The organism is Roseiconus lacunae, from assembly GCF_008312935.1.
Classification (GTDB): domain Bacteria; phylum Planctomycetota; class Planctomycetia; order Pirellulales; family Pirellulaceae; genus Stieleria; species Stieleria lacunae.
In genome coordinates this window covers 347,190-370,710 of the sequence record NZ_VSZO01000007.1, presented here as the reverse complement: position 1 = coordinate 370,710, position 23,521 = coordinate 347,190, and the positions used below count along the sequence as shown (strand labels likewise).

Below are 23,521 nucleotides of genomic sequence, written 5' to 3'. Positions count from 1 at the left end.
ATGTTCTAATCGACGAATGCGAATTCATTGGATAGCAACAAAACCTGTGCAAGCTGTTCCCAGGTATTGAGGGGCGTTGACGCCGGTTCTTGATGATCGTCAGCGACGGTGGGAGTTGATGTGACAAAGTCCGCCGCACGTTTCAGTTCGTTGTCGTTCGGATCACGAGCAAGTGCGTGACGGTACATTCGTCGAATTCGTTCGGTGGTTTCATCGCCGCTATTCTCTAAAATTGACTCGGCAGAGCGTTTCGCCAGAGCCTTGGCTTGACCGATCACGAACTGAGAATTCATCAAGTACAACGATTGTTGTGGGACCGTGGTCTTCGTTCGTTGGGCCCGACTTGCGTCCGGGCTTGGCACGTCAAAGTTGGCGAGTAATCCGGGGAGATCTTCGCGGTCGATGTAGGCATAGAGGCCACGTCGGGTTGCGTCTTCGTGGATCATTACCGAGCGTCCGCCAATGCGATCATCTAAGCGGCCCGCGGCAACTAACAGTCGATCTCGAAGCGCTTCGAATTCTAGTCGCTTACGCGGCATGTGCCAAAGGAGTCGATTCTCAGGATCGACCGTTGCCGCGTGCTCACGTAGGTCACTCGATTGTTGCCACGTTTCCGTCAGCATGATGCGTCGCTGCATCTGCTTTATCGACCATCCGCCATTCATAAAGTCCGCGGCTAAATAGTCGAGGAGTTGAGGGTGTGTCGGCGGATCACCTCGGGTCCCAAAGTCACTCGAAGTTCGAACGAGACCGTCGCCAAAGTGGTGTTGCCAGAGTCGGTTGACGATGACCCTAGCGGTCAAGGGATTATCGGGATTGGCGATCGCGTGCGCCAGTTCCAGACGTCCGCTGCCGTCGTTGAATGGCTTCCCCCCATCGACATCTTCTAGTACTTGAAGAAATCTCCGAGGCACACGGTCACCGCGATTTCCAGGTACTCCACGTCGAAAGATCACCGGTTCGATTGCCTTCGCTTTATCGACCATCACCATGCCACGCGACGGAGCGCCGGGATGAGTGACTTCGACTCCGTTAACCTGGTTTTTTAATTGGTTGTATCGGTTGCGTTCACTTTGATCCAAATGACTGATCATTTGATCGCGATTCAGTGTGGTCGGCGTGGTCGCCGACCAGAGGATTTGGCGAAGCGCTTCGTCTCCCGGTTCCTCAAGTTGCTGAAGATTTTCGTCGGCCTTCTTCGCGTCTTTCCACTGCTGGTAGACAGCTTCAAACTGATCACCGATCGATTGGGCCGCTTCGACCAATGTTTGGGGTTGAGAGGAACTTAGCTGACCGAGCAAACGCTTCAGCGCAGGCGATTGTTTCGCATCTGCGTCGACTTGAGAAAGTGATTGCAATTGCTCTGCAAATTGGTCAGCAGGAATCGCGGCCATCGCGCGAAGCAGATCCCAAACCGGTCCCGAGGATTCGTTGGGGGTTGTCAGAAACTTTTGCCATCGACGAACAGCCGCGCGTCGTAGTGGACCACGTTTGCCTTGGTACTTTTGCTTTGCGTTTTTTCCCTGGGTAGCTTCTTCGGCAAAGTACACCAAGTAGTCAGCGATACGACTGCGTAGCTCATCCTCGGTCGCGACACGTCGTTCCTCGACCCAGACATCGACTTCCTTTTGTTTTTCCGCTTGGGCTTTCAAAAACTCCTCGTACTGGGGCGTCGACTTTGGCTCTCCGAGAAGAGGCAGTTCTCCTGGCTCTTCGGAACTATTGAAGACACCGTAGAGCGAATAGTAGTCGGCCGTTGGAATCGGATCGTATTTGTGGTCATGACATCGGGCGCAAGACACACTGAGTCCGAGGAAGCCTCTTGTGACCACGTCGATTTGGTCATCGATGATGTCATGACGCCGGTTCATAAAACGCCTTCCAACGGTCAGAAAGCCCATCGCCGCGAGTGATTGACGATCATCGCCCTCGAGATTCAATCGATCCGCTGCGATTTGCTCAATGATGAATTGGTCGTACGGTTTGTCGCTATTAAAGGCGTCAATGACGTAGTCACGGAACGTAAACGCGAACGGATAACGCGTCTCCTGATTACCGGCAAGGTAGCCTTTCGTGTCACCATAGCGAGCGATGTCAAGCCAATGCCGAGCCCACCGCTCACCGTAATGCGGATTATCCAACAGTCGATCAACAAGCTTTTCGAACGCATCGGCGGCGTCATCATTTACAAATGCTTGGATTTCTTCGTAGGTCGGTGGTAATCCGATCAATGTAAAATAAGCACGGCGAATTAAGGTTTCGCGGTCCGCCTTAGGGTTTGGCGATAGGTCAGCATTGCGGAGACGGTCTCGCACAAAACGATCGATCGGTGTTAATCCTTCCGCTCCCTCGAATTCCGGTAGCTGAGGCATTGAGATCGGTTGAAACGCCCAATGCGATTCGCGTTGGGCGATGATCTGGTCGGCGAACGACATCGTCTCGGTTTCGTCCGCATCGCTTGCCTCTTCGTCCGGCCAATGGGCTCCTTCACGGACCCATTTCCGAAACAACTCGATTTCATCTTCGGCGAGTTTATAGTCTGGCGGCATTTGCAGACTGTTGTCTTGGTAACCAATCGCTTTGACCAGTCGACTGGCATCGGCATTGCCGGAGTTGATCAACGCCCCCGAGCCTCCGCCGCGTTGAAAGTGAACCTTACGGTCAAGACGCAACTCGCCTGACTGATCGTCGGGCCCATGACAATCGACACAATGTTCGACAAGAAGTGGGCGAATTTTTGATTCGAAGAAAGCTTCTTTTCGGTCTTCGGCAGCGTTTGCTTCCGTTGCCAATGTCTCGACGGATAGCAGCAGCGAAAAAATGCCTACCGCCAAAAATGCCGAGTGATAGGTTCGTCGTCGAATGGGGACGCGGTCGGTGTGCATAGTGAAGCTTAGAGGTTCCGGTGGAGAAAACACGGTCGCCGTATCTCCTTCAGAATCGTTTGAGGTGGGAGCAGTGCTGGTGAAGTTTCACCACCCACTAAGGCAGTCAAGCCATAGCAGGTGCCACTCCAATGAGTGGGCAGCATCGCTGTGGGGGGGCACGACGGCAAATCATTTCTTGACGCGACCACACCCGCAAGGGCAGCAGCCGGTGATCAGGAAATAAAGCCCGGAGCGCTCATCGGGCCAAATTTGCTTCCGGGCGCAGTCGTTGCTTTTCCCAGAAAGACAATCGTGTCTAACCTCATTCTATCTCAATCGGCAAACTCGCGGAAGGAAACCTTTTCAGGGACCCGGCAAAGTACGTTTCGCGGCTTGGAATGAGGATTCGCTGGTTGGTCGTGAGCCGCGGATTAAGGTGTCATCACCGGCGCAAATGACCGTCGACTGATGGGGTGATTCCAAGCGATTGGTCACGTGCTCCAATCGGAGAACTAGACAGACTTTAGCCATCTGTGGGTGGCAAAAATTCTCGGAAGGATTCCCAGTTCGCATCGCGCACGGCCATGCATTGGACGTCGTGCGTCTTTGAGCTGGCGCGCAGCCGTTCGTGCATCGACTGGATATCGGCAACTTCGGCAATATAAAAAACCAGCTCCTTTACGTTCGGTGCGGTCAACGTCAACACGTGAATTCCGGTCGCTTGTTCGAGAACCGTTTCGATAATTTCGTCTTCAAGCGGAGCGATCGCTTGGTTTTCGTCGGCGTTAGGAACTCCCCCTTGTGGTGGTCGATTAAAAGGGATTGCAAATCCAAGCTTGATTCCAAGTTCCGGCGTTCCTGCCAGTTGTTCGGCCGATCGATTAAGTCGAACGAACAAGTTTCCGTCTTCAAGTTTGATTTGACCGAGCATCCACTCGTGGCTATTCGGGTCAAGATCGTTTGCGTTTAACGGCATGACGTTTGGTCTTGAGCGATAGGTTGGTATGTAAAATCAATCATCAACGTTTTCCGGAACTAGATCGAACCGCGTTTGAGCTGGTTTGCGTTGGTGATCGCACTATTGGTACTGATCAAAATCTCCTAAATCCAAACTGTCATGCAACTCAGTTTGCAGGGCGACGAGCTTCGTAAACAATTCTCGCACTGTCGCGGCATGTTCGGATTGTTTGGCAAGGTCTCGCATTTCCAAAGGATCCGACTGAATGTCATACAATCGGATGACTTTTGCGGTCGGATAGACAATTAGTTTGTGCTGACCGGTACGAATGCTGCGCTGACGATCAAGGTACGCCCCATAGATCGATTCGTAGGGACTTTCACCACCGTCAAGAAGCGGTAGAAGACTATTGAATTGAACGTGTGACGGCTTATTGATGTTCGCGAGTTCCAGTGATGTCGGCATGATGTCTTGCAAGTACACCGGTTCGGAAATTTGCTCGCCGGCGGCAACGTCAGGGCCGATCACGATCAATGGAACACGAACGCTGTGATCGTACAGGTTCTGCTTGCCCATCAACCCGTGCTGACCGCACGCCAATCCGTGGTCGGCAGAGAAGAAGATCCAGGTATTGTCTTGTTTTCCCGTCTGCTCGAGAGAATCCAGGATGCGGCCGATCATTGCGTCCATATGCGTAATGATCGCGTAGTATTCTTGGCGATGTGTTTTCACGGACAGTGGCGTGCGTGGAAACGGGGCAAGTTTTTCGTCTCGCAATTTTCGTCCGGCAGCCATCTCTTCGGCATAAGGATATAGCGGTTGAAAATTCTCCGGCAGTTTTACGTTTTCGATGGGGTACTTCGCGACGTATTCAGCGGGCGATTGTCGCGGATCGTGAGGGGCGTTGAATGCAAGGTACATGAAGAACGGTTGATCGATCTGGCTTGCTTCGTTCATAAACGCCTCGGAGTGATTGGCCACGACTTCACTCCAGTGCGTGCCGCCTTGCCAGAATCCACCGAACTGCGGATCGCTGGGCGACCAAGGATCAACTGTTTCTCCGGTCGACTCATCGATCAACGGGCGGTTGTAGCCCTTGGGGGTTTGCTTTGGCATTCCGCCCCGAACATCCCTGACCACATCGAATGACTTTTCCGCGTTTGCTCGACAGTGCCATTTGCCAGTCATGTACGTCCGATAGCCAGCCTTCTTCATATGTTCGCCCCACCATCGCCCGGCTTGGCGTTCTTGCTCGGCATCTTGGTAGCAAGCCTCTGCTTCCCAGAGAAATCGCCCGGAATTCAACATCATCCGGCTGGCAACGCAGACGGCGCCACTCCAGGACCCCATGTTGTAAGCATGTGAAAAGACGGTACCGCGTTTGGCAAGTCGATCGAGATTGGGGGTTTCGATTTCTTGGTTACCGAGTGCCGCGATGGTGTCAAAACACTGGTCATCGGCAAAAATGAAGACGATATTGGGACGCTCTTGAGCGTGGATCGGACGCGCGGCCACGGCCGTGAGAAAGACTAGTAGGATCGCAGTCAGGGACTTTACAAACACGGGCACTAGGCTGCTGTGCCGGGGAAGAACTGTCATGGTCATCGAGGTGTCGCGGGAAGCTTTTGTCGGGAAGAGACCAAAGGTGGGAAAACGAGTTATCGCAGTTTATCAGATCACGATGATCAATACGATGAACGGCGCCTAAGTACAAAAAAAGGGACCCGAAGGTCCCTGAGCCACGTTGCGGAAAGCCATCACTGGTTTTCGCTACGGATATTGTTGCGTTTGGAGAATTAAGCAGTTGAACACGAAAGATTCGGCTTAAGTCATTTCACTCTCCCACTGGGAGAGTCGGGCCTTCAGGCCCGGAGAGGGCACCCTCCCCGGCCGTTTGCTCGTCCGACCCTCCCGCAAGCGGGAAGGTGTTATCCAGATGTTTAAACCCAAAGACTCGTGTTTGCCTGCTTAGGGCTCCGTCTAGACCCAACGTTCGGATTCGGGGCATCAGCCGACGGTGGGCTGCCCCGGTTATTGCACCGAAACCGTGGAGAACGCCATGCGGCTAGCCGTACATCTCGGAGGTTGACGAAGTTCTAGATCGAACGCGAAAACTGTGGTGTGTAGCGTATCTTCCATCCGGTATTAATCACGGTTGGATCGTTTTCGGATGGTTCCGAGTTGTCGGGACCGTTCAATTCAGAAGGCTCGGACGAATCGCGTTGATCGCTTGGCTTTGGCGCAGGCAAAACAGATTCGAAGGACTTCAATCGCGTTTCGGGCTCGCCACTGTACGTTTCGGCGGGGCGAAGTGAGAGCTGCGATTCGGATTCTGGTTGTTCGATGGCATTAGAATCTTGATCGGAGGGAGACTCGGTCGACTCTTCGTTCGTTTCGATGGCCGGTTTCAGGGTGCTGTAACCGCTAAGGATGGCGGGACTGTAGGCATCGTAATACGTCAAAGGTACTCGCTGCATGACTTGACGAGGCACCGTGATTGTTTCGGTGTAGGGCTCCATCACTTCACGAGTCACGGGTTTACGGACCGTTTGCGTCACCGCTTCGTATTCGGTGTAGCGAACCGTGTAAGGGACTTTCTTGGTCACATAACTCGTACGAGTTTCCTGCACCGGAACTTTGCGAACGCGTTCTTCTGTCACCCATTCTTGGGTGGTGACAGGAACTTTTCGTGTGTGCGTTTCGGTGACCGGACGCTGGACGATGTACGGCACTTTACGGACGACGGTTGTTGGCACCATCCGAGTCGTTTCAACTGGAATTTTCTTGGTGATCAATTCCGACTCATAACGAGTGCGTTGGACGGGAACGTTTTGAGTGACGACTTCAGTCTGTGTCCGCTGAACTTGCACGGGTACTTGCACCTGTTCGGTCACAGGCATGTACGACGTCCGAGCGACTTGTTGCTGAATGTAGTTTGGTCGGTAGACGTATTGGGTCTGTGATGTTGGTGGCTGGTAGTACGGTGCGACGACGTTCCCACCGCGGACGCGGGCAAACAGACCCAACGGACCTGGGGTCGCGTAAAGTGCTCGCTGATACTGCATTGCGTAGCCAACGCCACCGGGGGTGACAGTTGTTTGGGGGACGTAGCCACCGGCATCGATCGTTTGGTTTTCCATCGTGGTCTGCGGACGCAGCGTCGTGTATTGCTGGGTCTGCATCTGAGTTTCCACGACGGGACGCTGAACGGTGTATTGCTGCTGGACGTATGCCGTTTCTGTTACCGGTCGCTGCACGGTGTACTGCTGTTGGTAGTACGACGTCTCAGTCACGGGACGGAACGTCGTAACCTGTTCCTCTCGCTCCGCCGTTTCGGAGACGTACTTTGTCTCTTGATAAGTTTCGTCCCGGTACGAAGTTTTCGTAACCGGCTTCCATACGGTGTAACGCTCTTCGCGGAAGCTGGTCTCGACGGTGTTGACCGGCACGGTGACCTCGCGTGTCTCGGTACGTTCGCGAACGACGGGACGGTACGACGTGACTTCCTCTTCAACCATCTCCGTACGAACCACGGGACGCATCCGAGTCACCGTTTGTGGCTCGTAAATCGTGGTCGGCCGCATGCGATACGTTTGCGGAAAGCAATAATCCTGCGCCACGACGGGATTGAGAAGCGAACCGAGGGTGGCTTCAAATCCTAACGTGGTAGCGAAGGCAAGGAGGGTAATAGTTTTCATGCGAGGCATCGTCAGAATACCGTCGTGTTGCATTGGTCATGGAGTGCGTAAGAGATCCCGAATCGTTTTCTGACACGGTCACCTCTAAAGGGTACGCAGGACGTTAGCGAAAAGCGAAAAAAACGCCGAAAAAAGCGGCGTTTTAGACGTGTCCTGCCGCGCCAGCTTTACCAATTTGCCTGACCCTTTGCCCAGTTTCTCGACGAGTTCAGAAAGGATACAGGACAGTTTGCCGATTGTGCGGGTTGTAGCGATTTCTCGATTCGTCCTTTGCCTGCGACGGCAACGGCCCAACATTCTTCCACAAAATTCGTTCTACCGCGTCACACCTCCGGCTCGTCACCGGACGCCGAATCGAACGACTGTTCGATCTGCTCGTAGTTCTGTTGCATCGCGTCGAGCTGCTCCTTGAGCCTTTGAAGGTCGCGACCGTTATCGAGCGACTCCGAAAGAATCGGACGCAACCATTCCTGCATCAGATGAAACTGACCTTTGATTAGATCCGCCAAGACACGCGGTACCTTGTGCTGTACCAACACACGTTGCTCTGGTGGTTCGACTGTCGCTTGATGGCTGCTAATCTTTTCTAGCTGCTCGCCGGTAATCCGCAATGTCTGAGCGACTTGATCAGCTGACGCGTTGAGACTTTGTCGGAGTAGATCGAGTCTTGAGTCCATCCGCTCTTCGGCACCATTGCCCGACGCTGCGATCGCTTTCGAGATGACTTGACGAATCGATTCGAGTCCGTCGCGCATCGAAGCCAGCTGACGCATCAACTGTCCGGCTTGGTCTTCACTATCGAGTCCTTGCATACGAACACTTTCGACGAACGCATACTTGATGCTATCCCAACGTTCTTTCTCGTCGGGTTTTAGAATGCCCAGCAGTTCTTTGAACTTCAGTACGTTGGCCTCATTGTCCGTCGTCAATGTCTGGGCGTCTTGTTCATACGTCGCAACGATCAACGTTTGCAATTCCTGGTCGTTCATCACCGCGGCGACCTTCTCCGCGATCCGGTTCATGTTTCGGTAGCTACCTTGAAGCTTGAAAGGCGGCTCGGTGCGATAGGCGTCGGCTTGAGCCGCACTACGAATGTATGCACGGTTGACTCGCAAAACCACATCACGGACGCGCAACAGTTTACGCATCACTTCGTACATGTCGCGGACTTGGTCAGTCGACAAGTTGCTTTCAAGCTCGATGCCTTCCAGGCTATCACGCTCGGCGGCACGGACAATCGCGCGGGCGTCTTCCGGTGGTGCCGTCGACAATGGCGCCAATGTCGAATTGCTGGTCAGGCAATTTTCCAGATAGCTCATTTCGAACGCGTCCGCCGAATCGCCGATGATCTCGCCCAAGTTGTACACGTCGGCTCGGTTGGACAGCATATCGGGGACTTGGAAGCGTTCGCCACTTTCGGTGTAGGGATTGCCAGCCATGACGACCGAGACTCGTCGACCACGCAAATCATAAGTACGGGTTCGACCTTGACTGACGCCTTCGATCTTTCGTGTCGCGTCACAAAGCGAAATGAATTTTTGCAAGAACTCGGGGTGAGTGTGCTGGATGTCATCGACATAAAGCATCACGTTGTCACCCATCTCAAGTGCCAAGTTCAATCGTTCGACTTCTTCTTTTGCCGCAGCATTAGGGGCCTCCGCGGGATCAAGCGAGGTGACTTGGTGGCCGATCGCGGGACCATTGATTTTCATGAACACCAACCCCAGTCGGTTGGCGACGTATTCCATTAGGGTCGTCTTTCCGTAACCGGGCGGCGAAATCAGCAGCAACAAGCCCATCCTGTCGGTGCGTTTGTTCTCGCCCGCCGATCCCATTTGTTTGGCAAGGTTGTCACCGATCAAAGGGAGGTACACTTCGTCGAGCAGCCGATTGCGAACAAAGCTCGTCAAGACACGCGGTTTAAATTCGTCGAGTCGCATGTCTTCTCGAGCGGCATCGACCAGTTCACTCTTCGTGCGATTGAGCTGTCGGTATCGCGGGACAACATCGCCACGGTACTGGCGAACCCGCCGCAACATCTCGTGATAATGGACGATCAATGAACCGCCGGCCAAGTTGTCGTGGCTGCCGACCAATCCTTTCAGCGAGACCGATACTGGTGCTTCTGTAGGCCGAACCGATTCCAAATCAGCCTGCAAAATTAGCCACGCAAGCTCGTTGCGATAAAGTCTTGCGGGATCAATATGGTTGTCGCCTTCGTGCCCTGAAAGAAAAGCGTCTGCCCAATTGCGTGACAACACGAAAGATCGAATCGGATCCGATCGATTACTTTCCAAGGCGGTCACGAGCAGCTTATCGCGATCGACTTTGGGGACGGAGTCGCAGAACTGGTGATAAAGCTCTACCGCACGACCACTTACCGCCGGAACATTGGGGTCATCGATCAGTTGATCAAAAAGATAATTTGCGATCGATTGATCGGTGACATCGCGACTGAAAAGCGTTCCCCAAATTGCATGGTCCTGTTCGGCGAGTTCCGCTAATTTGGCTCGGAATTGTTCGGCCGGTTGGGCATGGGGGTAGGCTTTGGCTAGATTCGCGAAACCGACGATCCAACGTACCAGTCCGGTCCGAACTTCCGGATCGAGCAAACGGTTAAACCACAGCAATGAAGCCGATCGCACATCGGGTGAGTGCGCGAGCAGGCCGATTTCCTGATCAAGTTCAACGAGTGCTTTCAGGATGAGGGCCGCATCATGGTCGTGAACGCCCTTTGCGTAGCCCTCGTCAAAGCGACCGCCGATCTTCGATTGGATCCACGACGCATCAAGATTTTCGCTTGCCGGAAAGGCTTCGCCCTTTGCCGCGACTGAATCAAATAGCTCGACCGCTAAGTACTCTGAACGATACACCGACCGGTTTTCGCTGATCAGCTCTTGATTCCAGAGGTCACGAGCCGCTTCCAACTCGGGCGCGTCGAGCGGCTGAAAGTACTGGGTGCCTGTTAGATGCAAACACATCGCGTCGTTGCGCAACACCGTCGTCAAATCGAGCGGTTGCGTGTTGACGGCGAATCGTTGATTGCCCAATCGGATGATGTCGCCGCCGTCTTCGTACAGATCCTGGCGGTCTTTCAGTTGACGAACCGAGTCTTCGCGGATCGTTTTCAGCCGACTTTGCAGGTCTTCGACTCGGACGGCATCATCCAGTTCTTGTAGCTGCCCGATGATGTCGCGTATCTTTTCGACCATTAAGTCGCCGGCAAAGTACGCGGCGATATCGTCGGACGACTCCATCGATCGGACGCGGTTGTCGACGCCCTTCAAAATCCGGTCGGCGGCCGATGCCAGCGATTCGGCTCTTCGGTTTCTTTTTTCAACGAGTTGGACTTTGCGAGATTCAAACGCCGTATAGACCTCTTCGCGGCGGACGGCAAGTTGCTCGATAAAGTCGTCAAACTCGGCGAATTTTCCTTCCAGTTCTTCTAGCTGGACCATTACCTTGGTCAAGTATTCGTCGCAGCGTTCGGGGCTATCGCAAACGTCTAAGTAACCGGAGGTCGTCTGCTCTAGGAGCTTCAATTGCGACGCGAATTCGGCCCGCCCTTCGACACCGACAAGTTCTTTCGTTTTGGCCTTAAGTGCACTGCGAACTCGATTAACTGAAGCGAATACGTCGCCGATCGAATCGATAATTTCGGTACGTTTCGTTGCGTCGTCGATACGAAGATTGCTGACCGTTTCTGTCAGCAGTTCCAGTTGGCTTGCCGCCGCGTCGATCTCTTCATTGAGTTCTTTCGATTCGGTGACCGTTTGAACTTCTTCGACACGATCCTTCGCATGAGAGATTCGCTCGATATAGGGCTGAAGTGCACCGGGGGTCAGCAGAAAATCGACACAGCGGCGACTTAATCGCTCGCTCCATTCTGCCGTGGTCTGTTCCAAGGTTTCGACGAGCGATTCGTCGACGTACCGCAGCTCTTTGAGCCCTAACGCATGTCCGCGCTGAGAACGCAATTCCGCGAGCGCTTCGACGAAATGATCGATCGAATCGAATCGACTTCGTTCGATCTTTTTGATCAAGTCGGCGACGTCCGACTGGACGGTCTGTGTTCGCTCGTTGGTCTGCTTGCGTACTCGAACGACCTTTTCAAATTCTTCCACCGCGGCCGATGCGGCTTCTCGAATCTTTTGCAGCGGCTCGTTCAGTCGCTCCGTTTCGTCTTTGTCGATCCAGAAATAGCTATCGAGGATGTCGCTCGACTTTTTATTCAGGTCGACGTACAGGCCTTCGTAACTGTCGTCTTTATCGATTAGCTGCAACAGCTCGCTGCATTCCGCCATGCCGCGAACAATCTCTTTGTTCCCGATCTTAAATAGTAGCGAATCGGTTTGATTTTCGGGGACAAAGTTAGGGCCGGTAAACGGCGTTTGCCAAATCTGAATCGCGTGATGTTTTTGTGCTTCTTCATGGGTTCGAAAGCACACCATTTCACCGCGTTCAAAAAATGTTTGTCCGTGACAAACGAGCGGCGTGTCGACGGTTTGGCGAATCAAATTGTAACGCAGCTGAACGTAGGTGCCCGAATGGGACGCATAGAACAGGTACAAGAAATCTTCGCCGTTGGGCGAGGCAATGGTGCGTTGGAAACGCATGTCGCTCAGGCCGGTGTCGAAGCGTTTGTATTCGCCGGTTTGCAGGTAATATCCGCCGGGAAAGATCAAGCCCTGGTCGCCCGGCAGCATCACGCAGGACTCGGCAATTTCGTCGACGCGGACGACTTGCTGGATCTTGCTATTGAAAACTAAATACCGCGTCGTTTCCTCTTGGTAGGGTCGCATTTTGAGCAAGACCAAATGCCCGAGGATCGCGTAATGGATTTCCGCGTCGTCGAGTTTTTGATCGGGATTGTCGACCGGTTCGGCATAGATCCCTTCACCGCTGCCGGTATTGTTTTCGACTTTGATCGTTAAATCGCCGCCGACGGTTTCGACGAAGACAATGTCATCGATCGAAATATGAGGGTGTTCACCGTAACGATGTTGATCGCGCGTGGTTTTAGTCCAGCGAAATTCATGTTGCGGCGGGATTTTGACTTCGTGCTCGCTGCGGTTATCGATGTACTCCAACCGATCCGGCGAAACGCGCCATTTGAACGACTTGATGTCACGCTCGGTTTTGCCGACCTGGAAAACCATGTGCAACATCGGTCCGGCGCGAAAGAAACGCAGGAATGAAGTGCCTTTGTAGAACCGATATAACTCGGAAAAGTCATTTAAGAAGCGCGAGTCATTGAGGATCTTGAGTGGCTTTTCATGAAACTGTTGGTCGGAAAATTCGTAGGACGAAAAGACATCCGCCAATTCAATCTCGGTCTTCAGTCCGAATTGAACGTTGTATCCGAACAGGAACTGATCGCCGACGGAAACTAAATCGCGTGGAATGCAATTATGTTCGGTCGTGACACGTTCAGTCGAAAGCAACTTGGTTTCGATGTTACCAAAGACATCGGCACGCGCTTCGTTGAGTTTTCCCAGTCGCGTTCGCAGTTCGTTCGCTGCTTCGCGGAGTCGGTTTCGCAGGACTTCGTATGTGCCTGCTGCCAGTTGGGAGTCGGTCATGATCGGGCTCCCTTCACCTGTTCAATAGAGTGGAAGACTGGGGATTCGCGAGCGGGAGTGGGATCGACGGATCATGTGCGAGGACTGCGACGATGATCCGCCGATGCGGGGGGCAGGCAATCGCCTTGCCTTTTAACTAGGCCTTTTTGCCGTTGCTGCTCGACGCGTTTGCCGAGAGCACTCGACTGGCTTTTTGATCTGCGATGTTCGCGGTCCCGGCCATTCCGAGCAGACTGGTCAGTTGCGAACGCATCTCTTCGCTGTTGGCCATCCCCATCATTTTGGCGATCAACGCCGCGATGGAAAGGTCTTTGACGCCGTCGGTATCCAGATTGAACTGGCTGATCAATGACGTCAATTGGTCTTTAAAGTACTCCGCGTTGCCATCGAAGAACGTGTCTTTGATGTCGGTCGCGACACGGCTGTTGTAGACGAATCGATCGATCGCCTTGCCACCCTTGACCGCGGAGGTGATTTGATCGAAGAATTCTCCGTCGCCACCGACGATATCGATGCGTGCTGCCTTGAGAGCTTCGCCGACGACGCCGGCTTGGCTTTCGGCGATGCCACGCTGAGCATCGATCGCTGCGATCTCGACATCTTTTTCCTTGTTGAGTTTTAGCTTGAACTCTTCGTGATCCTTGCCGACGCTGTCGAGTACCTTCATCGCTTCGGCTTTTTCGGTGATACCGGTAGCTTCGGCACGATACTTTTCCAAATCGACGTTGGCTTCGGCCATGCCTTGCTTTTCGACGGCAGTCGCTTTGGCTTCGATGCCCTTCGCTTCGGCAATCGCTTTCCTTTCTAAGACCGTTGCTTCGGCGCTGCCTTCTTTTTCCAGGCTGGCCGCTTTCGCCTCTTGAACACGAGCTTCGGCGAGCCCTTTGGCGGCCGCCTGTGCGGCCTCGGCTTCGGCCAACATCTTTGCGGCGGCGGTTTCCTTTTCGGCCGCGTCGCGTTTTGCTTCGGCTTCGATGCGAACCTTTTCGGCCAACAGTGTGCTGGATTCCTTTTCGGCTTGGGCAAGTTTGGTTTGGCGGATCAATTCTTCTTCCGCCTTCATTTCTGCGGCGGTCACCTGGACCTTTTTCGTCCGCTCAGCTTGAGCGACTTCTTCGGTATCTTTGATCCGCTCTTGTTCTTCGACGACGGCGCGTTCGACCGCGACTCGTTCGCGAATCACTTCCTGAATGTTGCGACGTTCGGTTTCGATCGCCTTTTCTTTCTCGACCTCGGCGACCCCGACAACTCGCATCCGTTCGGTCGCTTCCAGGTCGCGATCGCGGTTGACGCGTTCGAGTTCGACGGCGTCCGTTTTCTCCTTGTTGCGCTGAGCGACCAAAACTTGCCGATCTTTGTTTTGCGTAGCAACGCCGAGTTCTTCCTCGGTTTGAATTCGTGCTCGTTCTGATTCGAGCCGTTGTTCTTCTTGGACCTTGCGAGCCGAGGCTTGTTCGCGGGCAGAGATCTCCGCGATTTCGCGTTTCTGCTTTTCAACCGCTTCGACGCGTTGACGTTCGAGTGCAAGAATTGTTTCTTCTGCTTCGACGTCTTGTTGCTTGAGTGTCTTCTCTTTGTCGCGAGTGAATTGGTTTTCTTTGACCTTCTCGATCGAAGTCAGTTCGGTGATCTTTTTAATGCCCTCGGCGTCCAGAATGTTGTTCGGGGACAACATGTCCAGCGGCGTTTGTTCCAAATAGTCGATCGCCGCGTCATCGAGGCAATACCCGTTCAGATCGGTTCCGATGACTTTTAAGATTTCCGCTTTGAATTTGTCACGCTCTTCGTAAAGCTCGACAAAATCAAATTGTTTTCCGACCGTCTTTAATGCCTCGGAGAACTTCGCATCAAAAAGTTCGCGAAGGGTGTCGATCTCTGAACACCGTTTGGCACCGATCGAGGCGGCGACTTCTTTGATCTGTTCGATCGAACTGTCGACCCTGATGAAAAAGGCGACTTTGATGTCGGCACGAATGTTGTCGCGACAAATCAAGCCTTCACTACCCTGTCGACTGATCTCGAAACTTTTTAGCGACAGGTCCATCATTTCGAAGCGATGGATTACCGGAAACACCAACATGCCTTCGCCGGTCGCGACACGCATCGGCCCACGCCCCGTTCGGACGATCGCCTTGTCGGGACCGACCACCATGAAACACTTCTTAAAGGTCGCGATCGTGGCGATCGCGAGGACCACGATCAACCCGATCGTGAACAGCGTCGGTTCTAACCAGCCTTCGGCTAGGATCATGATCCCAGGTTGCAGTGTGGTCACGTTTGGTTCTCCGGTTTGATTTCGGTGACGGTATAAATCCGCCGTGATGGATCAAAGTCTATAATCCGTACTTCCGTTCCTTTTGGAATCTCTGCTCCGGTAGTACGGACATTTAGCAGCAAAGGCGCAGCATTCGTCCGAAACTTAGCTTGCCCAAAAGCGGGGGATGCGCTCAGCGACGAAATTTCGCAAGTTCCCCCCAACACCCGATCGCGGTCGTATCCCGGTTGAGGATCGAACTTACCGACGATCGGTTGCGTGACAAGTTTGGTCGCAGCGATGGCGATCACTCCGTTGCGAATCGTGCACAACAACGTCGGGAGTAGCGTCGCGGCGTAGTGGCTGGAATCAAATCCGTGCCACAAACCATACGAAACCGCCCAAAACACGATTGTGAAGACGCCGAACCAGATGATCAGCGGGACACGACCGAAGTTAGTTAGCCGAATCGTCATGGCACCAAAGCCGGTCATCAAACCGGCCAGTCCTCCCTGCGAGACATCGAGATCGCCGAAGTCAACGTTGCCGCCGCCGGCATCGACCTCCACCCCTTCGATTCCGTCGAGGTCTAAACCATCGAGGTCCGGACCGACGTCCAGCGATCCGTCCATTTCAAGATCACCATCGAGTCCAAGGTCGATCAATCCAATGACGGCGACCAACGCGTACAGGACCATCAAGCAAACGAGCACCGAAGCCGGCCAAACCGGTCCGACGAACATACGATCGAGAAATTCTTTGACAGCCTCTTCCACAGCACCACGCCCAAACGAGTCAAATGAGTCATGTACCGACTCGTTAGCGTAGGGCATGAACGCCGACTTGTTGGGGCGCGAGAGAACTTCATCGCGCAAAAAACGCGACAGAATTCTCGTCGATCAAGCGAATAGGCCAAGCCGATCGCCAAGGGAATCCAGGTCGAGCAATCCGACCAATCGGCCGTGCGGGTCGGTGACAGGGAATTGGCGGAATTGCGGCGGCAAGCTGGTCACGATCGTCTCCAACGATGCCCCGGGCGAAAGGATCGGGATATCGTGACGCGCCCACTGTGTGCACGGAATCGTCGCGAGCAAATGACAGACGCCCGATTCCAAGACTTCCGAATCGAACGACGTCTCAATTGCCGCCTGTTTCCCGGTAGCGGCGTCGACTTCGTTTCGCCGCTTGATCACGTCGGAGAGCAACAGCATTCCAACCGTGTAATCGGCTTCGTCAACGATTGGGACCGCTTTGAGCGGGCAACTGCGGAAGAACTCAATCGCTTCGGCTGCCGTCGACGACATCGCTATCGACGGGGGATCCGTAATCATCGCCTCTTCGACCCTGTGACCACGCAGGGGTTCGACGACGTCAACATGCCGCGCTTCGGAGATCCCGGCATAGCAAATGAAGATCGCGACCAATCCCGCCGGTACGGCTTGAAAATAGATCGCGACCAACCCCATCAAGATCGCGCAAAAGATTCCGATGTTCGACGCGATCCGTGTCGCCAAGCGATACTCCAGAGCCATCGCCAATACGCTGCGAAGAACACGCCCACCGTCCATCGGGAATGCAGGGATCATGTTGAACAAAATCAGAATCGTGTTGACGCCCACCATGGAAACCATGTAGCCCTGCCAGGAGATTGAGTTGGCAATCTCCACAAATCTTGCCTCGGAAACCTCGTTGAAAAAGATCGACAGCGGAGAGGGCAGAAGGGCATCGGGAAGAAACAACCAGACGGTCATCAACACCGTCAGGATGACAACGTTGACCGCCGGTCCGGCAACGGCGACCAGAAACTCCTGCCACGGTACACGCGGAATCTTCATCAACCGCGCCACGCCACCGATCGGGAATAGCGTAATGTCCATTGTCTCGATGCCAAATTGCCGAGCCATCAACGCGTGGCCGTATTCGTGCAACGTCACGCAAAAGAACATCCCGATCAAAACCGAAATGCCGAACAGTGTCCCCGGCAGTCCATCTTGGTATCCTGCGTACCCGATGTAGGCAATGAGCAACGCAAATGACCAATGGACATGCACGCCGATGCGAAAGTAAGTTCCCAGGTTAAGTCGTTGCTGCCACACGGCCGCCGGCCTCGCATTCGTTTTCTGTTCTAGAACCGCATCCCATTATGTTACGCCACAAACTGATTCACCCCCAGATCTCTTCCATTTTGGCAGCTTCGGGGCACCACAGCACCATCCTGATCGCCGACGGTAACTATCCGGCGGCCAGCAAGCGGGGGCCACGAGCGGAATTGGTCAGCTTGAACCTCATGCCCGGGATCCCAACCTGCAATCAAGTCCTCGAGGCAGTGATTTCGGCGATCCCCGTCGAACGAATCGAAACGATGAAGACCGAAACAGAGGGCCCCTACGCGCTCGATGGTGATCCGCCGGTCTGGGATGACTATCGAGAGACAATCCGATCGGAAGGCTTGGACCTCGATCTTCAGCCGATCGAAAAATGGGACTTTTACAAATCCGTCAGCACCGAAGACCACGTTTTAACGATCCAGACCGCCGACCAACAACGCTACGCAAACATTTTGCTGACCGTCGGCGTGCGAATGTAGCTAACGCGTCCGGGCGTGCGGTGGTAGAAGTCGGTCGTATGGCGTCACCGCCACAGCCACTGGCGAAACCCTTCGACGACTTGCTGGCGTTCGCCGATCGCTCGGACGGCTACGTAAGTCGCCATGCCGAGTGCAATCAGCAGCATCGTGGCCCCACGCGTCGGCGTGGGGCGTGGCGTCAACGACGCTTTTTGACGCAAGTGACCGAGCAGTGCTTCCCAAAACGCATGGTTCACGATCGGTTCGAAGGATTCGATCGTCGACGAATCGACCGCCTTGTTTCCCGCCGCACGTAAGTGGACTTTTAATCGCGGTAAGAAGATCTGCATCACTTGTTGGTCACAACTGGCATCCGGATCCATTTCTCGGGCCGCGGCCAACAACGGGTCTAGCATTTGTTCGGGCGTTCGTCCGTAAACCACCAATCGGGGGCGTGTCGTCAAGGCGATCAGCGTCACAATCAACGCATAAAATGTTGCCAGGGCGATCCAGACCCAGGGGCCAAACGTACCCGCCGCGGCCTTTGGAAAAAACAGTTCGCCGGGGCCAATCGCGATCAAACCGCTCACTGCGAACCCGAGAGCGGCGATGTCTCGGCCGCCTGTCGTCACCAGCACCCGGCCACTCAAACGGATCAGAGAAAGCAGCAGCAGGTACGCGATCAGCGGTAGCAGTGCGATCAGCAGAAAAAAGGGTTCCAACGGCATAAGACCCGATCATGAAAATGGAAGGACGCGGCCCGCAATCATATGATACGCGTCTTGTTGCACCAAAATACCGTGATCTGTTGACCGAAGTGAATGCTTTGTTTGATTTGAACTTGGCATTCGCACATCGGTATCGGTACACGTTTTTTCCGAGCGTGTCGAACGGATCGCGGAACGTCTGTTTTCACGTCCGAACGGATCATCGTCAACGCTCCAACCCCTCCCATCCGGCCATTCGGTGAAATGAAACGCAATTCTCGCCAAGGAGAATGGTCTGGCGAGTCGTTGTGGCAGAACGAGTGAGCGTTCTGGCGAGCCCCCCAAGCGATCGCGTTCTCGGCATGACCGGTATGATCGAACTAGGCTACTGAGTGAGGGTTTGTCCCTGGGATCGAAGTGCCGCATCCGGGCGCGCCCTCACGCAAACAGACGCCAGTTTTGAAGGCGGACGCTATTTTCGAAGGCGAACGCTGTCGACGTCCACCCTCAATTCACTGCCCGCGTCAACTGCTTAGCGTTTTCAATGAACCACCCCAGCCCTGCGACGGCGAGCCAATCTAACGTGTCCTCTTCTGAATCGAATTCCGCCGACATCGCACCCGTCATCCAGCGAATTTCGGACACGCTCGGTGACGTCGATCAACGCCTGGATCAAATCGATCGATCTGACTATGCCTTTGACGTCAGCTTGATTATCCCGGTGTTCAACGAGCGACAGACTTTGCCGGATGTGTTGGCGCGAATCGACGAGGTCATGCCAGAGTCGACCGAAACCATTATCGTCGACGATGCAAGCACTGACGGAACGTCCGTCTGGCTGGCTTCCTTGCCCGAGCGCCCGAATCGCAAAATCGTCCGCCGTGTCCGCAACCATGGAAAAGGCTCTGCCGTCCGACTCGGAATCCGGCATAGTCGAGGTCGTGTCGTTGCCATTCAAGACGCAGACAGCGAATACGATCCCAAGGACTTGCTGACTGTGATCGAACCAGTACTGCGCGGAGATGCCGAAGTCGTCTACGGCTCGCGGTATCTCGAAGACATCGAAGACCCGTCGCTCTTGCATCGGCTCGGCAATTGGGCGCTGACGGTAACAAGCAACTGCATGACCGGTCAGTCGCTGACCGACATGGAGACTTGCCATAAAGCGTTCCGTGGCGACTTGGTCCGATCCATTGCGATCCGTGAATGTCGCTTCGGATTTGAACCCGAAATCACGAGCAAGGTCGCCGCCAGGGGCGTACAGATTTCGGAAGTCCCCACGGGGTATAACTATCGTAGCTACGACGAGGGAAAAAAGATCACATGGCGAGACGGCTTAGCCGCCTTCGCATGCATGTGGCGTTATCGAAACCCTGGCTGGTGTGGCCGGGCGATCGGATGCTTCACCGGTCGTTCCCAATCACGCGATTCGGACACGCCTCCGTCCACATTGAATCAATAACACGTTGTGTCACTGACCGGGCAACTGACGTCGATACGGAGGCGTCTCTGCCGCGGGAAGCGGCATTCCACGTTCTTCTTGATAGCGACGACGTTCGACGGCGCTGGCGTAGTAACGCAGCCATGTTTCGGTGTCTTCGACACACATCCACTCGATCGCTTTGCCGGGCACATCGACCATCTTTTCGCAGCACGGCAAGATGTCGCGATAGACGATCATGTACAGTTCGCGGTCACTCAAGTGATCGGTGCATCGCAGAACAATATTCTTGCTAAAGAGCCGCTCGATCGTTTTGTTCAGCAAGCTCGATAGCTGGGCATCGCTGAGTGAGTCCGGCGGCATCAAATCCAGCGGCGGGTTAAACCATTCGGCGATCGGCAGTGCGGGCGCCCGTTCCCAAGCCAGCATGGATGCCAAGTACTCGTTCTCGGCGTGGAGCGGCATGCGATTGATCGACGGGTCGATCGATTCGTCCCGGTAGGGCTCCAACTCGTCTCGTAACCTTGCATTGTCCAGCAACAAATCGACTTCGTCGAAGGTTTGTCGTCGGGTCTCTCGCATGTCCATAAAGGTCGGTTGGAAAAAGCGTATTCGGGTGGGGCCAGCATTGATTCCACCAGTTCCGTCGCTGAGGTGTGCCGGCATCAATCCCCGCGGGCGTTGATCGCCGCTGGTTCAATTGACGCCTTGATGTTATCTGTCCGGCAGGCGTACTCAACTTTGAACTGAAGCAAATCTGCCGTTTCAGCTACTTTTCGACGGCCCGACGTTCGCGTGATCGTTACGAACGGAATGCTTTATCAAGGGTTGCCGTCAAAATTGGAGAATGCGCTCAAGCTCGGTTCAAACCGGCGTCTATTGTGTCGCGAATGTTTGAGGTAGCGAAACCCGCCGAGGGGGCATCGATCTGGCATTCGTCGCCTTTGATTCTGAGAAAGCCGTGTACGTGATCGCCACTTTTGCCAAGCAAAACGCGTCTGCTTTTGCCGCAATTCTAAGTCAATCGACAAACCTGCAAGAGTTTTCGTTTGGCTACCCAAGGACTAGCTGCGATCGATCAACTCTCGATACAGCGCCGCATGCTTGCCGACCATTTTCTCGACCGAAAACTCTGTCGTGATTCGGTTTCGCGCCGAATCTGCAAGTTCGTTCGCCATCGCGGGATTGTCCAATAGTTCGATGCTATGTCGTGCAAATTCGGCGCGATCACCGAGTGGTGCCAGCCGCCCCGTGACACCGTCGATGACAAGGTCTCGGTTGCCCGGAATGTTTGATGCGATCACCGGCACCGAAGCCTGCATCGCTTCGATGATCGCATTGCTCTGTCCTTCGTACTCGCTGCCGTTCCAAAATAAGTCCGCATGTGGCAACAGGTCCGATACATCATCTCTTTCACCGACGAACGCAACATGACGCGGTGTGGTAACCGCATCGCGAAATCGCAAGAGCTCATCATGCTGCGGGCCATCACCGATGACGATCAGCGTCGTGTCCTGACGCGTCGCCCCGACGAGTTCGCCCGCCCAGATCAAATCTCGGTATCGCTTTTGTTCCCAGAGTCTTCCCACAGCCAGAATTAGTTTTCGGTTGGACGGGACACCCAATCGTTTAAACGCCGTGGTGCGATCGATCGACGAAGGGTGGATCGGTAAGACTCCATTTGCGATCACGCGAAATTTGTTGGCATCGATACCGTGGGAAACATAAAATGCTTCGATGGCAGAACTATTCGTCGTGATCGCCGTCGAGCGTTTCGAGAGGGCACGATCTATTTGGAAATGCCACCATGATTTCCAGGGATCGACGCAGCGTTCACTTCCGATCACCACCGGAACGCCGGCCATCAACGCTGCGGTCCGACCGAACGCGTTGGCCGCAAATATCCAGGTGTGGACAATGTCCGGTGCAAATTCTTTTAAGGCATCGCGAAGGCGAAAGAGTGCCGAAGGATCGGCTTTGAATCGCTTGCCGATCAACGTCGTGGCGATGCCCGCTCGTCGCAGCGATTCGCGGAGCGGACCGTCGCGCGTAAGTAGAAAGACATGGACATCGAAATGATCGCTTGGTAGGTTCGACGCCAGCAGACACAACTGCTTTTCGGCGCCCCCGCGATCCATCGTCGGGATGATCAGTGCCAGTTTGATTTTCATGGTAGGTCGTTCACATCGTTGCGTTTGGCATCGATCAATCGTCGAAACAAACGCGCGTACTGCTCCAGCGAAGCACTCGCATCACGGACCGTCTGCATCGTCCTGCGCAGTTCAGTTGCCTTCGCTTCTGCTCGGTCCAAATCCTGGGTTATCGTCTCGATCGCGATCCGGAGCGTTCTCGGTCGAGCCGGATCGAACCAGTAGATCCCCGTCTCAAATTGTCCGCTCGCGATTTGCTCTTGAACTTCCTGTTGTGAAACGGCAAAGAACTCTCGAGCCGTTTCGCCGTTCGCGATGACCAGTGGTAGCCGGTGCGTGATTGCCAGGGGCACCTGGTTTTGGAAACCATCATCGCCGGCGTGCACCATCAGATCAGCCGCTTGAAAAACGTCCGACAAAAGTCCGAACGAGCCCGGCATCGCCATCATCTGCCTCAAGCCTTCGCCTTTAAGATACGAATAGATCGAATCACGTTTAGGCCCATCCCCGATGAACCAATAGCATAAGTTCGGCAATCGTTCACTCAGTACTCTTGCCGATTCGACCAACGTCATCAGTCCAGATTGGTCCGACATCCGTTCGACGGACAATACAACCACACCAGTGTCGAACACATGCAGGTCGCCATTGATTTTTGCCATCGCACCCCGCAAGTCTGACTTAAGGTTGCTCGACGCTTCGGCGCCTCGTACTACCCCGATCGGGATCCGACACGTCGGCGCGCCGTCAAAGCCGTCGATAATCAATTGGCGTTGGACCGATCCTGAGTTGACCACGACCGCGTCGGCTCGTACCGCGGCCTGCAAACAACGCTTCACATTGCGTCGGCCTTTGGTTTCGAATAGATCGCTCGCCGATCCGTTGCCAGCGATTCGAACGACCGACGGAATGCCGAGTTGTTTCGCAGCTTCGACGACTGCGATCGACTCTTCCCTCGCTTGGTCGCAATAGATCAGATCGGGAGAACAGCGGTTTTCGCAGATCCATTCTTTCAGCGACTTGATGTATTTGCTGATCGATCGGTCACCGCGCGAGGACCATCCGGTGCGAAACATTCGAATTGGGCGATGAACATTAAACTCGCGAAACTGAAACCGCTCTGACCAGACATTTGCTTGGCGAGGTGTCACGACGTCGACTTGAAACCCGGCCGCGGAAAGCATCGTCGCAAGCTGCATCAAATGTCCGGCAGCATCGAACGCACCGAGCGGCCAAAAATGCCGCCCGATCATTAGGACTCTCGGGCGGCAATTGGCGTACCCCGGCGACGATTTAGT

Annotated in this window: 14 protein-coding genes; 2 read left to right on the top strand and 12 right to left on the bottom strand. The window is 54.3% G+C overall.

Going from position 1 to position 23,521, the window contains the following annotated elements; translation table 11 throughout:
• Nucleotides 1-5: 5 nt before the first annotated feature.
• The 8 genes from FYC48_RS11435 to FYC48_RS11400 form a co-directional block, all read right to left on the bottom strand.
• Nucleotides 6-2,885: a PSD1 and planctomycete cytochrome C domain-containing protein gene (locus FYC48_RS11435; RefSeq protein ID WP_149496833.1), complete on the bottom strand. Its 2,880-nt coding sequence runs from the start codon at nt 2,883-2,885 to the stop codon at nt 6-8.
• A gap of 505 nt (nt 2,886-3,390) precedes the next feature.
• Complete coding sequence (locus FYC48_RS11430) at nt 3,391-3,843, bottom strand: DUF695 domain-containing protein (RefSeq protein WP_235034208.1); 453 nt, start codon at nt 3,841-3,843, stop codon at nt 3,391-3,393.
• 102 nt (nt 3,844-3,945) lie between these two features.
• A complete protein-coding gene (locus FYC48_RS11425) occupies nt 3,946-5,430 on the bottom strand; it encodes a sulfatase-like hydrolase/transferase (RefSeq protein ID WP_235034207.1) in 1,485 nt (494 codons plus the stop codon).
• Nucleotides 5,431-5,921: 491 nt separating this feature from the next.
• Nucleotides 5,922-7,523: a hypothetical protein gene (locus tag FYC48_RS11420; RefSeq protein ID WP_149496831.1), complete on the bottom strand. Its 1,602-nt coding sequence runs from the start codon at nt 7,521-7,523 to the stop codon at nt 5,922-5,924.
• 323 nt (nt 7,524-7,846) lie between these two features.
• The gene (locus FYC48_RS11415; protein WP_149496830.1) at nt 7,847-13,105 is read right to left on the bottom strand and encodes a DNA repair ATPase; all 5,259 of its coding nucleotides are present in this window, start codon (nt 13,103-13,105) and stop codon (nt 7,847-7,849) included.
• A gap of 136 nt (nt 13,106-13,241) precedes the next feature.
• Nucleotides 13,242-15,356, bottom strand: coding sequence for a flotillin family protein (locus FYC48_RS11410; protein WP_149496878.1), 2,115 nt, complete (start codon nt 15,354-15,356; stop codon nt 13,242-13,244).
• Nucleotides 15,357-15,376: 20 nt separating this feature from the next.
• Complete coding sequence (locus FYC48_RS11405) at nt 15,377-16,192, bottom strand: OB-fold-containig protein (RefSeq protein WP_149496829.1); 816 nt, start codon at nt 16,190-16,192, stop codon at nt 15,377-15,379.
• Between the two features lie 66 nt (nt 16,193-16,258).
• On the bottom strand, nt 16,259-17,455 hold the full coding sequence (locus FYC48_RS11400; protein ID WP_149496828.1) for a site-2 protease family protein: 1,197 nt from the start codon (nt 17,453-17,455) through the stop codon (nt 16,259-16,261).
• Between the two features lie 47 nt (nt 17,456-17,502).
• Here FYC48_RS11400 and FYC48_RS11395 point away from each other — a divergent pair, with 47 nt between their 5' ends.
• A complete protein-coding gene (locus tag FYC48_RS11395) occupies nt 17,503-17,946 on the top strand; it encodes an RbsD/FucU family protein (RefSeq protein WP_149496827.1) in 444 nt (147 codons plus the stop codon).
• 44 nt (nt 17,947-17,990) lie between these two features.
• Here the strand turns inward: FYC48_RS11395 and FYC48_RS11390 are convergent, their stop codons facing one another.
• Nucleotides 17,991-18,653 carry a hypothetical protein gene (locus FYC48_RS11390; protein ID WP_149496826.1) on the bottom strand — a complete coding sequence of 221 codons (663 nt, stop codon included), beginning with the start codon at nt 18,651-18,653 and terminating at the stop codon, nt 17,991-17,993.
• Nucleotides 18,654-19,176: 523 nt separating this feature from the next.
• Between FYC48_RS11390 and FYC48_RS11385 the strand changes: the two genes are divergently transcribed.
• Nucleotides 19,177-20,094 (top strand): glycosyltransferase family 2 protein, encoded by a 918-nt coding sequence (locus FYC48_RS11385; RefSeq protein ID WP_149496825.1) that lies wholly within the window; start codon nt 19,177-19,179, stop codon nt 20,092-20,094.
• A gap of 9 nt (nt 20,095-20,103) precedes the next feature.
• On the opposite strand, the gene FYC48_RS11380 is transcribed toward FYC48_RS11385, so the two are convergent.
• From FYC48_RS11380 to FYC48_RS11370, 3 genes are all read right to left on the bottom strand, one after another.
• Complete coding sequence (locus tag FYC48_RS11380) at nt 20,104-20,655, bottom strand: hypothetical protein (RefSeq protein WP_149496824.1); 552 nt, start codon at nt 20,653-20,655, stop codon at nt 20,104-20,106.
• A gap of 482 nt (nt 20,656-21,137) precedes the next feature.
• Nucleotides 21,138-22,244, bottom strand: coding sequence for a glycosyltransferase (locus FYC48_RS11375; RefSeq protein WP_315853772.1), 1,107 nt, complete (start codon nt 22,242-22,244; stop codon nt 21,138-21,140).
• Nucleotides 22,241-23,476 (bottom strand): glycosyltransferase, encoded by a 1,236-nt coding sequence (locus FYC48_RS11370; protein WP_149496823.1) that lies wholly within the window; start codon nt 23,474-23,476, stop codon nt 22,241-22,243. The genes FYC48_RS11375 and FYC48_RS11370 overlap by 4 nt, the downstream gene beginning before the upstream one ends.
• Between the last annotated feature and the right edge of the window lie 45 nt (nt 23,477-23,521).